General features: G+C 34.9%; 15 protein-coding genes. All 15 read right to left on the reverse strand.

What is annotated here, in order from left to right; genetic code table 11:
• The 15 genes from cysD (ACSVDE_RS14560) to ACSVDE_RS14630 all read right to left on the reverse strand — a co-directional run bounded on the left by cysD (ACSVDE_RS14560) (window position 1) and on the right by ACSVDE_RS14630 (window position 18,638).
• Window positions 1–900 (reverse strand): sulfate adenylyltransferase subunit CysD, encoded by a 900-nt coding sequence (cysD, locus tag ACSVDE_RS14560; RefSeq protein WP_439301588.1) that lies wholly within the window; start codon window positions 898–900, stop codon window positions 1–3.
• Between the two features lie 29 nt (window positions 901–929).
• On the reverse strand, window positions 930–1,721 hold the full coding sequence (locus tag ACSVDE_RS14565) for a sulfotransferase family 2 domain-containing protein (protein WP_439301589.1): 792 nt from the start codon (window positions 1,719–1,721) through the stop codon (window positions 930–932).
• 385 nt (window positions 1,722–2,106) lie between these two features.
• Window positions 2,107–4,266: a glycosyltransferase gene (locus tag ACSVDE_RS14570; protein ID WP_439301590.1), complete on the reverse strand. Its 2,160-nt coding sequence runs from the start codon at window positions 4,264–4,266 to the stop codon at window positions 2,107–2,109.
• A gap of 179 nt (window positions 4,267–4,445) precedes the next feature.
• On the reverse strand, window positions 4,446–5,462 hold the full coding sequence (gene rfbB, locus ACSVDE_RS14575; protein ID WP_439301591.1) for a dTDP-glucose 4,6-dehydratase: 1,017 nt from the start codon (window positions 5,460–5,462) through the stop codon (window positions 4,446–4,448).
• A complete protein-coding gene (rfbD, locus tag ACSVDE_RS14580) occupies window positions 5,463–6,317 on the reverse strand; it encodes a dTDP-4-dehydrorhamnose reductase (protein WP_439301592.1) in 855 nt (284 codons plus the stop codon). It lies immediately after the preceding gene.
• On the reverse strand, window positions 6,314–6,880 hold the full coding sequence (gene rfbC, locus ACSVDE_RS14585; protein ID WP_439301593.1) for a dTDP-4-dehydrorhamnose 3,5-epimerase: 567 nt from the start codon (window positions 6,878–6,880) through the stop codon (window positions 6,314–6,316). The genes rfbD and rfbC overlap by 4 nt, the downstream gene beginning before the upstream one ends.
• Window positions 6,881–6,896: 16 nt before the next feature.
• A complete protein-coding gene (gene rfbA, locus ACSVDE_RS14590) occupies window positions 6,897–7,775 on the reverse strand; it encodes a glucose-1-phosphate thymidylyltransferase RfbA (RefSeq protein ID WP_439301594.1) in 879 nt (292 codons plus the stop codon).
• Window positions 7,776–7,922: 147 nt separating this feature from the next.
• Entirely contained in the window at window positions 7,923–8,726 is an 804-nt protein-coding gene (gene cysQ / locus ACSVDE_RS14595; RefSeq protein ID WP_439301595.1) for a 3'(2'),5'-bisphosphate nucleotidase CysQ, read from the reverse strand.
• 34 nt (window positions 8,727–8,760) lie between these two features.
• Window positions 8,761–10,539 (reverse strand): SLC13 family permease, encoded by a 1,779-nt coding sequence (locus ACSVDE_RS14600; RefSeq protein WP_439301596.1) that lies wholly within the window; start codon window positions 10,537–10,539, stop codon window positions 8,761–8,763.
• 67 nt (window positions 10,540–10,606) lie between these two features.
• Window positions 10,607–12,433 carry an adenylyl-sulfate kinase gene (gene cysC, locus ACSVDE_RS14605; RefSeq protein WP_439301597.1) on the reverse strand — a complete coding sequence of 609 codons (1,827 nt, stop codon included), beginning with the start codon at window positions 12,431–12,433 and terminating at the stop codon, window positions 10,607–10,609.
• Window position 12,434: 1 nt separating this feature from the next.
• The gene (gene cysD / locus ACSVDE_RS14610; RefSeq protein WP_439301598.1) at window positions 12,435–13,334 is read right to left on the reverse strand and encodes a sulfate adenylyltransferase subunit CysD; all 900 of its coding nucleotides are present in this window, start codon (window positions 13,332–13,334) and stop codon (window positions 12,435–12,437) included.
• Window positions 13,335–13,572: 238 nt separating this feature from the next.
• A complete protein-coding gene (locus tag ACSVDE_RS14615; protein WP_439301599.1) occupies window positions 13,573–14,493 on the reverse strand; it encodes a sulfotransferase in 921 nt (306 codons plus the stop codon).
• 82 nt (window positions 14,494–14,575) lie between these two features.
• The gene (locus tag ACSVDE_RS14620) at window positions 14,576–15,985 is read right to left on the reverse strand and encodes a lipopolysaccharide biosynthesis protein (protein WP_439301600.1); all 1,410 of its coding nucleotides are present in this window, start codon (window positions 15,983–15,985) and stop codon (window positions 14,576–14,578) included.
• Window positions 15,986–17,356 (reverse strand): hypothetical protein, encoded by a 1,371-nt coding sequence (locus tag ACSVDE_RS14625; protein ID WP_439301601.1) that lies wholly within the window; start codon window positions 17,354–17,356, stop codon window positions 15,986–15,988.
• A gap of 52 nt (window positions 17,357–17,408) precedes the next feature.
• The gene (locus ACSVDE_RS14630) at window positions 17,409–18,638 is read right to left on the reverse strand and encodes a glycosyltransferase (RefSeq protein WP_439301602.1); all 1,230 of its coding nucleotides are present in this window, start codon (window positions 18,636–18,638) and stop codon (window positions 17,409–17,411) included.
• Window positions 18,639–18,640: the final 2 nt, after the last annotated feature.

Here is an 18,640-nt window from a genome sequence, read left to right on the forward strand (position 1 = left end):
TTAGAAATACCCCTCTCGCTTACGTCGTTCCATGCTGGCAGCAGCTTCCTGGTCGATGACACGACTTGTCCGCTCTGAAGATACCGCTCCAAGCGTTTCTTCAATGATTTCGTCTAAAGTATCTGCTTCAGACTCCACACCACCAGTAAGAGGGTAACAGCCTAGCGTACGGAAACGTACCTTTCTATTGACGATTTCCTCACCCGGCTCCAGCTGCATACGATCATCATCCACCATGACAATGTTCCCATCGCGGTAGACAACCGGTCTTTCTTGTGCAAAATACAATGGCACAATGTCGATGTTTTCTCTACGAATGTATTGCCAGATGTCTTTTTCTGTCCAGTTGGAAAGTGGGAAGACACGCATGCTTTCCCCTTTATTGATTCTTGTATTATACAATTTCCACATTTCAGGTTTCTGGTTCTTCGGATCCCAGGCATGGTTTTTATTACGGAAAGAGAAGACACGCTCTTTGGCACGTGATTTTTCTTCGTCACGTCTTCCACCACCGAACGCTGCAGTGAACCCATATTTGTCTAACGCTTGCTTCAAAGCTTGTGTTTTCATGATGTCTGTATATGCTGAGCCATGCTCGAACGGGTTGATCCCTTGTTCGACACCTTCCTGATTGATGTGTTCAATCATTTCAATACCGAGTTCCTTCGCTTTACGGTCACGGAACTCAATCATTTCTTTGAATTTCCATGTTGTGTTGATATGCATGAAAGGAAAAGGTGGCTTTTCCGGATAGAATGCTTTCATTGCGAGATGTAGCATTACAGAGCTATCTTTACCGATTGAATACAGCATGACTGGATTCTCACATTCAGCTGCTACTTCTCTAATGATATATATTGCTTCAGCTTCGAGTTGATCGAGGTGATTTAATTCTTCCATTGACGTATGCCTCCTTGTCAGACAAATCCTTATTTAGATACTTCGTTATTTTGTTTATTTTTCAGATATTCAAGTAATTTTTGATACTCCTCTTCATAACCGAATTCCTCAATGTCCTTCGCATATTTTTCACGAACGATTTTTGCAGACTCCACTGTGTAATAGTCCATCCAGTTCCGTTGTACCGCTTTGTTGAAATGAGGCAGATCTCCTAATTTGTATTTATGTTTGAAGTGCTCAAAGTCCTCTGCCAAATTTTCATACTTCCCGATATAATCGACAAGCGGCTCCCCTTTTTTATCATGAGTAAGATTATACTGGGACTGGAAATGACGGTCCGCGAGAAAGTCCGGAATCTTGTCCACTTTTTTAACAAAGTTCTCAAACCCCTTATCTTTCTTGATATAACCTAGCAGATACTTATCATAATGGAGGTATTCTTGACCCATTTTCTTATCCTTTTTATATTTACTTTCATAGCAAGATACTAAGCGATCGAATGGGTTTCGAACGAAAGTGAACTTAAAGTACTCTTTTTCTCCATCAGTTAAATATTCTCGACTTAAATCCTGTGCTTTCGTATGAATGCTGTAATCATCTGGAACGTCATCAGAAATGAACGTTTTCTTAATGGATGAACAAGCAACTTTCGAATTGTTCAAATACACTAATTTTTTGTTATGCACAATAATGTATTCTTTCTTTTCCAGCGTTCCATAGGAAAGAACATTTTTCAGATCGATTAGAAACCTATATAATAATATCACCTTACTGTAAATTTGGGGTTTTTCTTTAATGCTTCTTTTTAGTTCCTCTACCATACAAACCACCTTTTCAAAAGTTATTATTGGATAATTCCCATAAAAATACCAAAAGTTCAATATAAAACTAACATACTATTCGGTTATGTGCATTTTTCTATGTGTGTAAAAGCGATGTAAAATTCATCCTCACGATTTACTTTTAAGACCAAATAGTTTTACGGTCATTTTATACCCTTCTTTAGGGAGAGTTATTCCAATAACCAATCATTTTAAGAACATATATACAAACTTTGTTCTATAGTGAAATTCATAGCTGGTTAGAGTATAGAGGTTAAAAGACGAGAAAGACTTATGAAATTAAAGTGATTTCTTAAATTAAATAAACAAACGCCTGAGTTTTATAAAACTCAGGCGTTTATACAAATCCGTTCAGCTTAGTGATTCAAAAGTTCTTAAGTTTCAAATCTAAAAAATCCTCAACCTTCTCCATATTACATAATGGAGATTCACCCATTCTTTGATTGATTTCCGCTACAAATTGACTTGGATCCGTTAATAGATCATTGAATTCTACCTCTATCACATCAGCGTTTTCACTGTACAACTGGTCCCTGTAGTAATAATAATTTTCAAGGTATGGCGATAGTATCTTTACAGACTGCGAAAGCGGAACATTATTCCTTTTGGAAATCGACTTTACAGACTCTTCAAATGGACGATGAACAAAGATATAGGTTATGTTAGCCACCTTTTCAAATAACGGTTTCCAAATATCAAATGTTAAAAGTGTTCTTGGATCCTTCAATCCCCAGAATTCCCTTTTCTGAGTATTAAGGAGGTTTGCCAACTCTTTAAAGTTTGGAGTAATATGAGTCGCTTCATGTCTACTTGGTGGATTGTCCCAGCTTTTTGAAATGGAATTCAGCAGCTTGTCATTCAATAATACATAACTTCGCTCTTCAAAAAAGCCTTTCGGATTATCTTGAGCTGGACCTAATAGATTATCTCCCATAGAAACTCCTAATTGATGCATTACTCCGGCGGTCGCACTTGATCCAGACCTATGTAATGACATGATTAGGAAGAGACGGTTATCTTTATGTTGATTAATGTTATTCGTCAGCATTTCTGAATATTGTTGAGCAAGGTCATTTTCTCCCATGCTCTTATACACATTTACCAAATTGACTATGGTCTCCTCATTTATCGGATTTAATTGATGTGCATATTGGAGGAATGGAAGAACATTATCATGATTGCTTTTTTCAAAATTGGATTCAGCAATGACATTTAATACAGATATTTGGGTGTTGGTAGGTAAGGTGCCAATATAATGTATGATTTGTTCTGGATTGTATTTTTTGAGTTTCTCAACCATTTGACTAATTTTGTCAGTTCGAGATTCACCTACCTGTGGTTTTTCACTTTTGTATCCGACGAAATAATGGTTGATCTTGTGATCCGTATCATAATCTAGCTCTTGATAACCTGATAACTCAAAACCATTCATTACCTCTTCCACAGTTTCATCATGATAAGAAGTATTTAGACTTATTATTAATTTACCATTGGTTTTCAAATAAGCCTTACACTCGCTTATGATTTTGCATAGATCCACTTCGGTATTATAAGTATCCGCCACTATATAATCGTAAGTATTCTCTAATGGTAAATTTGTATGGTCATAGACCTTATCCATCACCGAGAGGAGCACACTGTTTTGTCTAGTATCATAAGCTTCAATGGTAGAATGAGGGAAAGCTTTTTCTAAGGACAAAAGTGTAGCACCACTGCCACAGCCATACTGCAGGATTTTACCTGAAAAGGAATCTTTCTCATCTAACAATTTAATTAGATCTATACGCATCATACTAGGGTAAGAGGCTTCGAATCCCCATTTATCATAGAACTTCTTCGCATTGATTGTCATTAGTTCCGTATATTGATAAGGATCGTCTTTCCATGAAATACTTCCAAAATGGTGGATAAATGTATTTCTCACTAACATTAGCTTATATCCGCATTGCTTTATTCGATAGGAATAATCATCATCCTCGAAGTTTCCAGGAGTATACCTTTCATCTAGATAGCCAATTTTATGAACCAATTCCTTCTTGAATAATAGACAGAAACCAATCAGTTTAATTCGTTCTTCCCAATCGCAATTTTGTTGATTATAATTACGAGCAAATGTTTGCATCTGATCTATATCATTATAATTGACCTTAATAGCCTGATAGTAAGAACAGTTGTTGGTAACAGGGCCCACCGCTCCAATATTATCTGAGCTGTATAAACAATCAGTTAGATTTTCAAGCCATTTATAGGTAACAATTGTGTCATTGTTTAAAAGCAGTATATTGTCACCATTTGAAATTTCTATTCCTTGATTACAGCCTTTTGGAAACCCTTCATTTACAGAATTATAAATGACTTTCAAATCATCTTGTTCATGTAGCCACTCAGGAGTACCATCTGTTGAATGATTATCAACAATAATCATTTCATAAGTTCCAGGCTTAGTATATCTTCTAATACTATCAATACATAGTTTTGTATATTCGAGTTGGTTATAAGTCAATATGACTATACTGGTAAGCATACATTCACCTTTTCATTTACACTATTTAAATCCTTCTTCTTAAGAATCGGTTTTATCTCCCAATCTTTTAATAGTAGTGCAGGCAATTAGTACATTAGTCCTCTCAAAAACAAAAATAACGAGGAAGCAAAAGTGATGTTTTGCTTCCTCGCCAAACGCTTTCAAAAATTCTTCTACTCTTACAATGTGGAGTGCGTATCAAAATATTTTTGATATTCACCACTTAAAATTTGCTCCCACCAATCCTGATGATCTAAATACCACTCGATGGTTTGGGCGATGCCACTCTCAAATGTATAGGTAGGTCTCCACCCTAATTTTTCTATTTTAGTAGGATCAATGGCATACCGCTTGTCATGCCCTAGACGATCGGTAACAAATTCAATCAAAGTTTCCGATTTCCCCAAGGTATTGATGATAGCTTTTACAACTTCTAAATTTGTTTTCTCGTTATGCCCACCAACGTTATATACTTCTCCGTTAACTCCCTCATGAAGTACTAAGTCAATTGCAGCACAATGATCTTCCACATGTAACCAGTCCCGAATATTTTGACCATCTCCATATACGGGTACTTTTTGTTCCTTAAGAACACGAGAAATCGTTAAGGGAATGAGTTTTTCCGGAAAATGATAAGGGCCATAGTTATTTGAACAACGTGTAATATTAACAGGTAAGCCATAGGTCTCATGATAGGCTCGAACTAGTAAATCAGATGATGCTTTACTTGCACTATATGGGCTATTAGGTTGCAGTGGGGTTTCTTCTGTAAAGAATGTTGAAGGATCAAAATCCAGTTCTCCATATACTTCATCCGTGGATACATGAACGAATTTCGTAACTTGCACAGACTTTGCCGCATCTAACAACACTTGGGTGCCGACCACATTTGTGTTAATAAAAACTCCTGGATCTGTGATGGATCGATCCACATGGCTTTCCGCTGCGAAATGAACCACATAATCAAATTGTTCTTTCTCAAAAAGCGATATTATCTCTTTACGGTCCGCAATATCTGCTTTAATAAACTGATAGTTATCCTTTTCTTCCACATGTTTATGTTTAATTAAGTCACCTGCATAGGTTAATAAATCTAAATTATAGATATCATATTGGGGATATTTACCTAGCATATAGTGCACAAAATTACCGCCGATAAAACCGGCACCGCCTGTAACAAGAATCTTTTTCCCCATCTATTCCACCTCTTCGGATATTTCATTTAAATAATGTGTCAAAGCGTGTTTCCAATATGGTAAAGGCTCAAATCCATTTTGAACAAGCTTTTGCTTTGACATACGAGAGTTCTTTGGCCTTACCGCACGAGTAGGGTACTCTTCTGTTGATATAGCATTTACTGTTACATTTTTGTCTGCTTGTTTGAAAATTTCATTCGCAAATTCAGCCCATGTACAGAATCCTTCATTGGAAGCATGATAGATTCCATATTTCTCCGTGACGATCATATCTAGTATTAGTTTGGATAAATCAAATGTATATGTTGGAGAACCATATTGGTCGCCCACTACGTTGAGTTGATTCCTCGTTTCTGATAACCGTAGCATCGTTTTAATAAAATTATGTCCATTGATACCAAACACCCAAGAAATACGAACGATAAACCATTGATCTAATAATTCTTGGACGACCTTTTCTCCATCATATTTCGTTAAACCATAGTAACCTACCGGTTTAGGGGTGTCTGTTTCTTTAAATGGCTCACTACCCATGCCGTCAAAAACATAATCTGTACTTATATACATGAATTTTGCATTTACTTCTTTAGCTGCTGCAGCTAAGTTTTTTGTACCCTCTACATTTACTTTCCAGCATGTATCTTGATCATCTTCAGCATGATCTACTGCTGTGTAAGCTGCACAATGGATAATTGCATCAGGGTTTTCTTTTTTTATAAATTTATGAACATCTTGTTCTAAAGTTATATCAAAATCTTCTCTACCGACTCCAAGCATTTTTACACCTAATTTTATGCCTTCTTGAACCACATCGTATCCAAGCTGTCCATTCGCTCCGGTAACTAGAATTTTCATAACTTAGCTCTATATGTAAAGTTATTGTCTGCCCCTTCCAAAGATGGTGCATTTTGATCTTTTTCAGATAGAATTGGTGTTAAATCGGCAGGCCATTCTATTCCAATCTTAGGATCATTCCACTTGATTCCGCGATCATGATCTGGAGAATACAGTTCATCTACTTTGTATTGAACTTCCACATCATCCGTTAAGGTTAAGAATGCATGTGCGAACCCTTTTGGTACTAATAATTGTTTTTTATTCTCTGCTGTGAGCTCAATACCGATCCACTGACCATATGTTGGACTTTCTTTACGGATGTCTACTGCAACATCAAAAATAGAGCCCTTTGTACATCGTACTAGTTTCGTTTGTGCTTTTGGATCTAATTGATAATGCAATCCTCGTAATGTACCTTTGGATGCTGAAAAAGAATGATTATCCTGAACAAAATTTAAATGAACACCATACTCTTTTAACTTTTGGTCACTATAGGTTTCCATAAACCAACCTCGATGATCACCAAATACTTTGGGTTCGATGATTAACACGCCTTCTAAATTCGTTTTAATAATATTCATATTTCACCTCTCCAAATTAGTATTTGATTTCCCCATTGGCAACTTTTAATAGATATTGACCATACCCTGTTTTTGAAAATAATTCTCCGGATTCCATTAATTGTTCTACGCCGATCCATCCATTTATGTAAGCGACTTCTTCCGGAGCTGCAATTTTAATCCCTTGATGTTCTTCTACGGTTTGAACAAAGTTCGTAGCTGCTACTAAACTTTCATGTGTACCTGTATCTAACCAAGTAAACCCACGACCTAACAGTTCAACATCCAATTCTCCAGTCGCTAAATAAGCTTCATTAATAGAAGTTATTTCTAATTCTCCACGCACAGAAGGTTTTACGTTTTTTGCAATATCTACTACACGTTGGTCATAAAAATATAAACCGGTTACAGCATAATTTGATTTAGGTGTTTTCGGCTTTTCTTCAATACTAATTACTTCACCATCATCACCAAATTCAACGACACCAAACCGTTCTGGATTCTGGACATGGTAACCAAACACAGTAGCACCTTTTTCTTTCTTCGCTGCTTGCTGAAGGATTTTTCTCATCCCACTACCATAATAAATATTATCACCTAATATCATGGCAACAGAATCTTCCCCGATAAATTCTTCACCAATTAAAAAAGCTTGAGCGAGTCCATCTGGGCTAGGCTGGACTTTATACTCAAGATTAATTCCGAATTGAGCGCCATCCCCCAACAAAGATTCAAAGCGAGGAGTGTCCTCCGGCGTAGATATAATTAAAATATCTTTTATGCCTGCAAGCATTAATGTTGAAAGTGGGTAATAAATCATGGGCTTGTCATAGATTGGTAGGAGCTGTTTACTAGTTACCATTGTCAGAGGATATAAACGAGTTCCACTTCCTCCAGCCAGTATTATTCCTTTCACATCGAATCACTCTCCCTCATAACTACATTTTGATGTAAGTTTTAAATTTATTTAAAAGAACATCATGAACAATACAAACATTTTACAACAATAAATATCCCCCGCAAAGAATCTTTTAGCGGGGGAATATATTGATAGATTACGATGTTAAGTTGTTACCAAAAACCATCCATTCAATAGATCTTCGCGGTTATAGTAGAATCGTTGGTTGTCTTCATACCTTGATACTGTCCCTCCAGCAGCTTCAACAATGGCTTGTCCTGCTCCAGTATCCCACTCCATAGTAGGGGCATATCGAGGATAATAGTCAGCTTTTCCTTCTGCAACTAAGCAAAACTTCAAGGAACTTCCAGATGAGACTACTTCAACTTCTCCATGTTTCGCTTCTAATTCCTTAATGAACGCTTCTGTTTCCTCTGACATATGTGAACGGCTTGCAACAACTCGTGTCACTTGCCGATCTTTTATTTCCGGTAACCGTGTACTTTTCGAAATTAGATCTCTTTCATCTCGGACTTCTGTTTTGGAAGCATTCTCAAGCTTAAATGAACCTTCACCCACACACCCAAAATAAAACACATCCAATGCCGGTGCATATATAATACCTATGGATGGGTATTCCCCTTCAATTAGTGCAATATTTACAGTAAATTCACCATTTTTCTTAATGAACTCCTTCGTTCCATCTAATGGATCTACGAGCCAAAAACGACTCCATTCACGTCGTTCCTCATATGGAATAGCTCTTCCTTCTTCACTTAATACTGGAATGTCAGGGTCAATCGCTTTTAAACCTTTCATAATCGACTCATGTGCTTGTTGATCAGCTTGCGTCAATGGAGATTCATCTTCTTTAAACTCTACTTCAAAATCTTGTGCGTAAACGTCTAAAATTTCCTTTCCAGCCTCTAATGAGGTCCTAAACAAGTCAAACAGATTCAAATCCTTCACTTCAAAACCGCCTTTTCACCAAATTTTTTATTCCTTAGAACCAGACCAATCGTACAATCATTACAGATACAATCATAACTAAAATACTTAATGGTGTTCCTACTTTTACATAATCTTTAAACGTATAACCACCAGGTCCGTACACGATCAAGTTCGTTTGATAGCCAATCGGTGTAATGAAACTAGCTGAAGCTGCAATTGCAATAATGACTGCAAACCCCATATAGGATACATCTAGAGATGAAGCAATTTCTAATCCAATTGGTAGCATCAAGACCGCGGCTGCACTATTCGTAATCAATTCAGTAAATAAATTCGTCAAAACATAGACAAGTAAAAGAACAACAAAAATTCCTAACGGCTCTCCAAATGCAAGCATTCCTTTCGCCATAAATGCCGCCAATCCGCTTTCCTTCATAGCTGCTCCAACTCCAAAGGCACTTGCAATCAACAAAAGGACATCAAACTGGATATATTTCTTGGCTTCCTCTGGTGTAATCATTTTCGTTATAATCAATATGAATACGGCCAAAGCCATAGCTTTGAACATAGTTAAAACCCCGAAAGTTACAAGAAGAATCATTGCTATTAATAATCCAATGTTAAACCAGCCTTTCCTTCCATCTTCATGTAATTTGGAAGGTGTGTCGAGAGAAGATACGACATAAAAGTCACTGGATTGTTGGTACTTCCGTATAAAATCTGAGCCAGCAAGGAGTAACAATGTATCCCCTGGACGAAGTACGATCTCACCAATCTTGCTCTTAATCCGTTCATTATTACGGTGTACAGCAATGACACCAGCATCAAATTTTGAGCGGAACTGTGATTGCTTAATCGACTTTGTTAACAATGAGGACTGATGGGATACAACCGCTTCTACCAATTGGACATCCCCATTTTTCAAATCATCTAACTCAAGATCAGAGCCCGTTTCAAGGGATAACCCTTTGATATTTTGCAGATCCGCAATAGTTGAAATTAACCCGGTAAAAATCAAGCGATCTCCTGATTGAATTATTGTGGTTGATCGTACTGGGGAGATCCTCTCTTGCTTACGGATAATTTCAATCAAATATAGACCTTTCAAATCTCTTAAACCTGCTTTTTGGACCGATTGATTCAAATAGGCAAAGTCCGGATGCACGATCATCTCTGCAATATATTCCCTTGAATCCGCTAAAACTTGTTTGCGGAATCCTAGATGATCAGGCAGGATCCGGTACCCTACAGTAAACAAATAGATGAAACCAATGATCGTTATGGGAATTCCGACTATAGCAAGTTGGAACAGTGTAAAACCTTCTACGCCATAACTAATCAGCAAACCATGTACAACCAGGTTTGTGGAAGTCCCCATTAAGGTAATTGTGCCTCCCAAAATCGTTACATACGATAAGGGAATTAAGATTTTAGAAGGGGCTATCCCACGCTCTTCACACCAATTTTTCAGTATCGGCGTAAAGGTAACGACAATTGGGGTATTGTTTAAAAAGGCTGAAAAAAATGGAAGTGGTACAAAAAATCGAAGCATCGAACCTTTAAAACTTTTGCTTTTATTCAACCATTTCTGCATGATTTGATTAATGATGCCATGCTTTTGGACCGCTCCAGCCACTATGAATAATAAGGCTACCGTCAACATCCCCTCATTCGAAAAACCTTTAAGAGCCTCTTCAGGGGTTAACAGCCCTGTAATTAAAAAGATTACCAACACTGAGAAAACAATCATGTCTGGACGAGCCAACTCAAGGAGTAGGGCCACAAACATGCCAATAATCACGACTAATACAAAAATCATTTCTAATGACATGGGAAAGTCGTTCCTTCCAATCCTGTAAAAAAGCTACTACCAAAAACTGATAGTAGCTTTACAAATTTTAGTCAAGATACTTCATGATTTGATCGACAACATAGTCAGTTGCTTCATCTAATGAATATCGGCTTGTATCGATTTCAATTTCTGGATCGACAGGTGTTTCATACGGGCTAGAAATACCTGTGAAGTTCGGGATTTCTCCTGCACGTGCTTTCTTATACAAACCTTTCACATCGCGCTTTTCACACTCTTCAAGCGGAGTACTCACATAAATTTCAACATATTCTTCTCCAATGATTTCTCGTGCGTTTTGACGATCACTTTCATAAGGAGAGATAAATGAAGTCAAAGTAATCAGTCCTGCATCATTCATCAATTTAGCAACTTCGGAAATACGACGGATGTTTTCCACTCGGTCATTTTCTTTGAATCCAAGGTTTTTGTTCAATCCATGACGTACATTGTCGCCATCCAAAAGCATTGTGTGATGACCCATGGATACCAATCGTTTTTCAACTGCATTCGCAAGGGTTGATTTACCTGATCCCGAAAGTCCTGTAAACCAAAGTGTCAAAGGTTTTTGACCTTTTTGTTGTGAACGGATTTCTCTTGTGATGTCTGTCTCTTGCCATTTGACATTCGTAGAGCGACGAAGATCATGCTCAATAACCCCACACGCAGAAGTCATATTCGTGACTCGATCAATTAAGATCAGTCCACCGAGTGCTTCATTATTTTCGAATTTATCAAATACCATGTTCTCAGATAATGAAATATCACATTCAACCAATTCGTTTTTATATACTTGTTCAGCGGGAACTTGTTTTCCAGTATTGATATCAATCTTATGTTTAATTGACATCACCGTACCAGGTAGAACCTTGGTGCCGACTTTCACCAAATAGTTTCTACCAGGAACGAGCTTGGTATCATCCATCCAAAGAATCGTTGCCGTAAACATGTCCGTTACGTTAATATTCTCAGAAGTAGTTAGTACGTTTCCTCGAGAAACATCAACTTCACGGTCTAGCTGAACGGTAACCGGCTGTCCATTAACACCCTTATCGGATTCTTGATCACCTACCAAGAGGCTTTTTACTTTTGCTCTTTCATTACTAGGTAGAGTAATGACTTCATCTCCCACAGAAACGGTTCCAGCCTCAACTTGTCCCTGGAATCCTCGGAATGAATGGTTCGGTCGACTTACGCGTTGAACCGGCATGACAAAATGATCTTGTTCATTCTCTTTCGTAACATCTACATTCTCTAAATACGGTAAAAGTGGTAGGTCTTTATACCAAAGCGTATTTTCTGATTTTTTCGTGATGTTATCTCCTTCAGTAGCTGAAACAGGAATGACTTGAATGCTTTCCAAGTTAAAACCATGTGTCATTTGCATGAAGTCTTTTTTGATTTCTTCAAATCGATTTTGGTCAAAATCAATCAAGTCCATTTTGTTGACTGCTAAGACGAGGTGTCGAATTCCCATTAAGGAACAAATACGCGCATGACGTTTCGTTTGAGTGATGACACCCTTTGTCGCATCCACAAGAATAATAGCTAGATCAGCAAAAGATGCACCGACCGCCATATTACGTGTATATTCTTCATGTCCAGGCGTATCGGCAACAATAAAGGAACGGTTATCGGTTGTAAAATAGCGATACGCAACATCAATTGTAATACCTTGTTCTCTCTCTGCCATTAAGCCATCGAGAAGAAGGGAATAATCGATTTCACCACCACGACTACCAACTTTACTATCTAGTTCTAACGCTTTTTCTTGATCTGCAAACAATAGCTTTGCATCATAAAGCATGTGTCCAATCAGAGTTGATTTTCCGTCGTCCACGCTTCCACATGTAATAAATTTCAATAGACCTTTCATTTTAGAAATACCCCTCTCGCTTACGTCTTTCCATGCTGGCAGCGGCCTCTTGGTCAATGACACGACTTGTACGCTCTGATGAAACCGCTCCAAGCGTCTCTTCAATAATTTCATCTAAAGTATCTGCTTCAGATTCTACTCCGCCAGTAAGAGGGTAACAGCCTAATGTACGGAAACGGACTTTCTTCATTTCCACCTTTTCATCCGGCTCTAATTGCATACGGTCATCATCGACCATTACGATGTTCCCATCACGGTAGACAACCGGTCTTTCTTTTGCAAAATATAAAGGTACAATATCAATATTTTCTCTGCGAATATATTGCCAAATATCTTTTTCTGTCCAGTTTGAAAGTGGGAAGACACGCATGCTTTCCCCTTTATTGATTCGTGTGTTATACAGCTTCCACATTTCTGGTTTCTGGTTCTTCGGATCCCAAGCATGGTTTTTGTTACGGAAGGAGAAAACACGCTCTTTCGCACGTGATTTCTCTTCATCTCGTCGGCCTCCACCAAAAGCAGCCGTGAACCCATATTTATCTAATGCTTCCTTCAATGCTTGCGTTTTCATTATATCCGTATATGCTGAACCATGCTCGAACGGGTTGATTCCTTGTTCGACACCTTCTTGATTAATATGTTCAATCATTTCAATTCCAAGTTCCTTGGCTCTAAGATCTCGGAACTCAATCATTTCCTTGAACTTCCATGTGGTGTTGATATGCATGAATGGAAACGGTGGTTTTTCAGGATAGAAAGCTTTCATAGCAAGGTGCAGCATAACAGAGCTGTCCTTACCGATTGAATAGAGCATAACCGGATTTTCACATTCTGCAGCTACTTCTCGTATAATATAGATTGCTTCAGCCTCGAGTTGATCGAGGTGTGTTAATTCCTTCATGGTGATGTACCCCCTTCTATTAGTCTTCTCCAATGTTAATAATTCACCACTTATAAATATACTGTAGTATAAAAATCCGATATAATTATGTTAATGCATTAAATTATTTATAAAATCTCCATAAGAAAAATACACTAATTAAATTTTCTCTATAGTAAAGTAGGAATCCAATAAATCTTATATCCTTTAGAATCTCGATTAATAATTTTTCTATTGATTAATTAAAAAGACGTTCAACTTACCAATCATCCTCTTTATAAAAGTTTTTGGATAAAGTATTTGTACGATCTTTTATATAGCTAATTTCTTCAGCTGATAAGTTTTGTTTCCACCGTTTTGTATTTTTAGCACTATTTCTTTTTAATACATGAACTTTATTACTTGTTGGATCTGAAGGGTTCGAAAATCCAGTGTAATCTTTTATAGTTCTCTCAACTTTTTTATTAAAATCAAGGTCGGCTAATTGATATAAATATGTGAAACTATCTATCGGATTTTCAGAAATTTGTTCGTGTGTCATACATATCATTGAAGGATTGTTTTCAAGATATTGCAGTAATACCCCATATAAACTATTCCATAATAAACATCCTTCTTCTAAAATGGTTAGATTGTCGAGATCCCTATATTCTAAGAAAACATTAAGATACTTTTCATATAAAATTTCTTGTTTGGTAAAATGATTAAAATCAAATCTCCAATTTAATCTCTTTAAGCTACTAATGAAAGCTGCAGGATGCCTCACCAAAATTATTACATCCATATCAAATTCTCTGTGTAACCATTCACTCATAAAACATGCTATTGGATCCTTAATTAACAATCTTTTTACTTTTGGATTTATAAAATGTGCCTTATACTGTAAAGATGATTTCGACCCAATTAGCTTCCGAATATTAGATTTAATATTCGAACTATTACTTTTATTTTTTTTGTATTTGGCCTTACCATTTAATAAATCGTTTACCATTCTCTTGTATTTATCTTGGTTAATCGTCAGGTGATCAACATAAGGAAACCAATTTTCGACTCCTTTTATCCCAAAATTGTAGTTAAATGGTTCAGAAACGTATCCTATATCATGGTTAATTGATAACATTTTGCCAACAAATGTGCTTCCACTTCTATGACTACCAGTAACTAAAATGTTTTTATCCATAAGAAACAACCTTCCTAAATAATAATTGGTTTACTATCAATAATTCATCTATTAATAGTAAAACTCCTATGAAAGCACTTTACTATGAAGTCTTTAGAATTAAAATTTTCTTCACCATATGGCTTAATAACTTCCTGTAAATAACTCCTAAAATTATTAGATATAAAATGTAAATAAGAAGTCCAATGTATAAATTAGGAATCTGAGTTGTCAATAAAAAACCAAATATAATAACAATATCAAGAAATCTATTAGAAAATGACCAGTTACATTTCTTTTTTATAATCCATTCAGAATAGTAAATCCAAATAACATAGCAGATTACCCAAGAAACAACAATTGAGATGATATTTTCGAAAACTTTATAAGAAAGAATAGTTACACTTACGCAGAATATCAACCCCAAAAGATTATTTACTAGTAACCATTTTTCTAACCTTAGTGTTTTATAAAATGTAGTTAAAACTATATTACTTTTAGCCTGATAGATCATTATCGGATATAAACAATATAAGTAATCAAGAATTGGTGAAAATTTTGGCAAATATAACCCAATAATTATATTTGCTGGAAAGTACGTACAAAGAAATAAAGCACCTAATATTATTACAAATTGGTTTAACATAATATTTAGTGACTGATACTTTTCACTATCAATCTTTCTTAACAGTGGATATAAAACTGCAGATACCGCCATTACAACCTGCAAAATAATTGATAGTATGGAAATTGCAAAAGAATATAAACCAAACTCTTCTATGCCCATATATTTATCCACAACTATTCTAGTATAACTGAGTAAAAACATAGATAAAATCGCAGATATTGTTAATGGGAGACCAGTTCGTATATTTTCAATAGATTGTGATATACACTCCCCAATTGGAGTAGCCCTCCCAAATACAATATCTTTTGATGTTGAAATACTATAAAAAACAACTAAGACACGAGAAATTACATTTACTATTATATAAATTTTATAGTTGGTTATAGGCATAAAGAACATGGGTATTATTGAAACAGCAAATATTAATCTGTTCAATACGGTAGCCCATGAATAGTAGTTAAACCTTGATGATATCTGATTAACATGAATAAAAAATCCATTAATATTAAATAAAATTATATTTAAACATACAAATACTAATACAAATGCTCTATCAGGATCATCTATGGTAATAGCTATAAAACTAATTAAAAAAAATGCCATTATCATAGACAAAAATAATACTATCCTGAAGTACGTTCTAAATAATCCTTTATCTAGAGCATTGTAGTCTATACCAGCATATCTTAAATGAATCCCATCAGCAAAGCCAATCATGAATAAACCTACATATCCGCTATAAAAAAAATATAATTGCCAATAACCATATTCTTCTACAGAAAGTTTTATTGGTAACAAAAAGGTGATTACCATCCCTAAAAGCAATCCTAAACCATTCGAAAAAAGAACCCTGATAAAGTCTTTGGTGCTTCTTTTATTCAGCATTTACTGTCCCTTCATTCGGTATCTTTTTCTAGTTATTACCCAATAAAAAGTTAATCCCCAAAAAGCCAAAAATGTAGTTGGATAAGTAAGTACTTGATTGTTAGCTGAGATATAAGCAAACATTATTGAATATAACGACATGAGAACAATCGCAATGGGATTAGAATAGAGCAGAACATCCTTCCAAATAGTTGCATAAACATACCCAATAAAAAACATAACAAATATAACGCCAAATAATGAAACATCATTTGCTATCCACAAATAAAAAGTATGCCATTGAACAAATGGGTCCCATCCATAAACTGTTAGTTTTTCTTGAAAGGTATGTTCAAAAAAATTCTCTTTAAAAATACCTTGAAAATTATCAATTAAAAACATTGAGTTTCCTATTCCAAACATTGGTGTAAAAGGAATATTTGTAGCCAATGAAAGCGCATAGTATCCCTGGGTCAGATATGATGACAATAAAATTAATGCGGTCTTTAGATAGTCCGGAGTAATTATCATGAGTAAACTATCTGGGTTTATTCCGGTATTATTAATATATCGACTATATATAACTTTGCTTCCTCCAAGCCTATCACTAATGGCATTAACAAAAAAATAAAGGGGGAAAATAATTAGTGCTAATGTTTTAAATTTGGTGAAATTCCTTTTAATCTTAACTCTACTGTGTAACCTACTAATAATGTTTTTAATTAACAAAACAGTTACAATTATGATTGCAATATCAAAAATACCCTTATTTGTTCCAATAGCTATCCATCGTGAAACTTCCAATAATATAGAAAAGAATACCACTGTTTTTTGCATTATTTTTAGATCTTTAAAATAAAAGATCGATAACGGGACTACTGGATAAATTAAAGGGGAAATTAAAACATTTATATATGAAAGTACAGACCCACCATATAAGTTCCCTGAATTATATGTGAATTTTTCGTGATATTGTAATGCTGGATTTTTCAAACCATTTAAAACCTCATTAAAGTAAGCCACTGGATTAAGATATTGAAGACCAGTTACTCTTATACAGTTAAGTATTGTAAAAATCAAATAAATGTATATAGCGATCTTTAAATAGTTTAATATTAGTGATTTAAATTTAAGCTGTGTTTGTTGTGAAAATATATAATTTGGATTACTTTTTCTTTTTTTATTAGCACTTAAAAAATAACCCAAAATAAAGGCCAAATTATATCCAAACAAAAGCATATAAAAACTTATAGGATTTTCCGTTTGCCATTCCCATGGTCCAAATACGTAAAGAATTATAGTGAAAATTATGTATGATTCAACAAGGATGAGTGGTCTATATAAATATCTTCTAAAATTCTTATTTAATGTTTTTTGGCTATCGTTTTTCATTATTTAACATCCTTCTATGTGCGAAAACCTTTTATGAATTTTAATGAATAATTTATAAATCATTACTTTTTTTCAAGAAATCATAAATTTTCTTAGTTTGTATTTCGTGGTTTTTTTTCTCTAAAACAAACTTTTTTGCTTTATTCCCAAAATTTTTGAGTGTTTCAGTTGGAAGCGATAAAATATTTTCTAAATCCCTTGTCATATCCTCAATATCTTCATTACGAAATGTAAAAACAAATTTATAATATTCTTTAGGGATTCCAGATAATTTTGTTGTAATCAATGGAGTACCAGATGCCATATATTCAAGTGTTTTTGACGGGAAGGAATATTTGGTAAACTTTTCACTAGCGGGACGAGGATTAACTAATATTGTTGCTATATGTTCTTTTTCGATAATTTCCGACCGTGGTTGGGAACCTTTATATCTTATATTCGGATTTTTTTTAATAAAGTAATCCAATTCATTTTCAAAATCCCCTTTACCGTATATCCAAAGTTCCGCATTAAATGATGGATCTATTGAATCAAATGACTCCACTAGATTTTTAATACCAAACTTAGCATGTAAAGTACCCGCATACATCATTACCTTAGATGGATATTTTTTTATACCCTTATTAGAAAAAACTTCAAAATCTTTTTTTCTAATCATTCCCTCTATCACAATATAAGGTTTACGTTTTTTGTTAACTAAATCATTCATCGCTTCAGTTAGTAGTATATATCCATCAAATCTGTGTTCTATATATTTATCTAGTACTCCAAGCGCTTTATTAATAATTCTTTTCGCAGAATTAGTTATTCGTGTATATGAAGCTGCAAATTTAGGAACATCAGGAACTACTGCAAATATTTTTGTTTTAGTAATTTTTGAAATTACCATAGCTGGAAAAGAAATATATGAAGTTAAATTACCTAATAATATAACTCTATCTTCTTTACGAGTCATTACACAAAACTTTAAAGTGAAAAAGAAAATATACATCATAATTATTATTGTTTTAATAAAAGGTAAATTAATTAAAGAGATATAATTTATTAATAAATTTTTGTTTATTTTTTCTTTCTTTCTTCTATAATACAAACAACTAGATGTTGGAAATGAAGCAACTGGAGGCAAAGAAACCGCAGTAACACTTGCATTGTTTGACAGTCCAGATATTAGTGTCATATCAAAATATTGTTGTGGTCTAACCTGATCAAAATTATAATATTTTTTGTTACTCTCCAATATAGCATTTTTAGTACATGCAACACCTATAAATAATATATTCATTA

It is taken from the genome of Pseudalkalibacillus sp. Hm43 (assembly GCF_051842935.1).
GTDB lineage: Bacteria > Bacillota > Bacilli > Bacillales > Fictibacillaceae > Pseudalkalibacillus.

Excerpts from the sequence above, each read along its gene's own strand:
- cysD (WP_439301588.1), bottom strand. The coding sequence starts at position 900 with ATGGAAGAATTAAATCACCTCGATCAACTCGAAGCTGAAGCAATATAT.
- ACSVDE_RS14565 (WP_439301589.1), bottom strand. The coding sequence starts at position 1,721 with ATGGTAGAGGAACTAAAAAGAAGCATTAAAGAAAAACCCCAAATTTAC.
- ACSVDE_RS14570 (WP_439301590.1), bottom strand. The coding sequence starts at position 4,266 with ATGCTTACCAGTATAGTCATATTGACTTATAACCAACTCGAATATACA.
- rfbB (WP_439301591.1), bottom strand. The coding sequence starts at position 5,462 with ATGGGGAAAAAGATTCTTGTTACAGGCGGTGCCGGTTTTATCGGCGGT.
- rfbD (WP_439301592.1), bottom strand. The coding sequence starts at position 6,317 with ATGAAAATTCTAGTTACCGGAGCGAATGGACAGCTTGGATACGATGTG.
- rfbC (WP_439301593.1), bottom strand. The coding sequence starts at position 6,880 with ATGAATATTATTAAAACGAATTTAGAAGGCGTGTTAATCATCGAACCC.
- ACSVDE_RS14600 (WP_439301596.1), bottom strand. The coding sequence starts at position 10,539 with ATGTCATTAGAAATGATTTTTGTATTAGTCGTGATTATTGGCATGTTT.
- cysC (WP_439301597.1), bottom strand. The coding sequence starts at position 12,433 with ATGAAAGGTCTATTGAAATTTATTACATGTGGAAGCGTGGACGACGGA.
- cysD (WP_439301598.1), bottom strand. The coding sequence starts at position 13,334 with ATGAAGGAATTAACACACCTCGATCAACTCGAGGCTGAAGCAATCTAT.
- ACSVDE_RS14615 (WP_439301599.1), bottom strand. The coding sequence starts at position 14,493 with ATGGATAAAAACATTTTAGTTACTGGTAGTCATAGAAGTGGAAGCACA.
- ACSVDE_RS14620 (WP_439301600.1), bottom strand. The coding sequence starts at position 15,985 with ATGCTGAATAAAAGAAGCACCAAAGACTTTATCAGGGTTCTTTTTTCG.
- ACSVDE_RS14625 (WP_439301601.1), bottom strand. The coding sequence starts at position 17,356 with ATGAAAAACGATAGCCAAAAAACATTAAATAAGAATTTTAGAAGATAT.
- ACSVDE_RS14630 (WP_439301602.1), bottom strand. The coding sequence starts at position 18,638 with ATGAATATATTATTTATAGGTGTTGCATGTACTAAAAATGCTATATTG.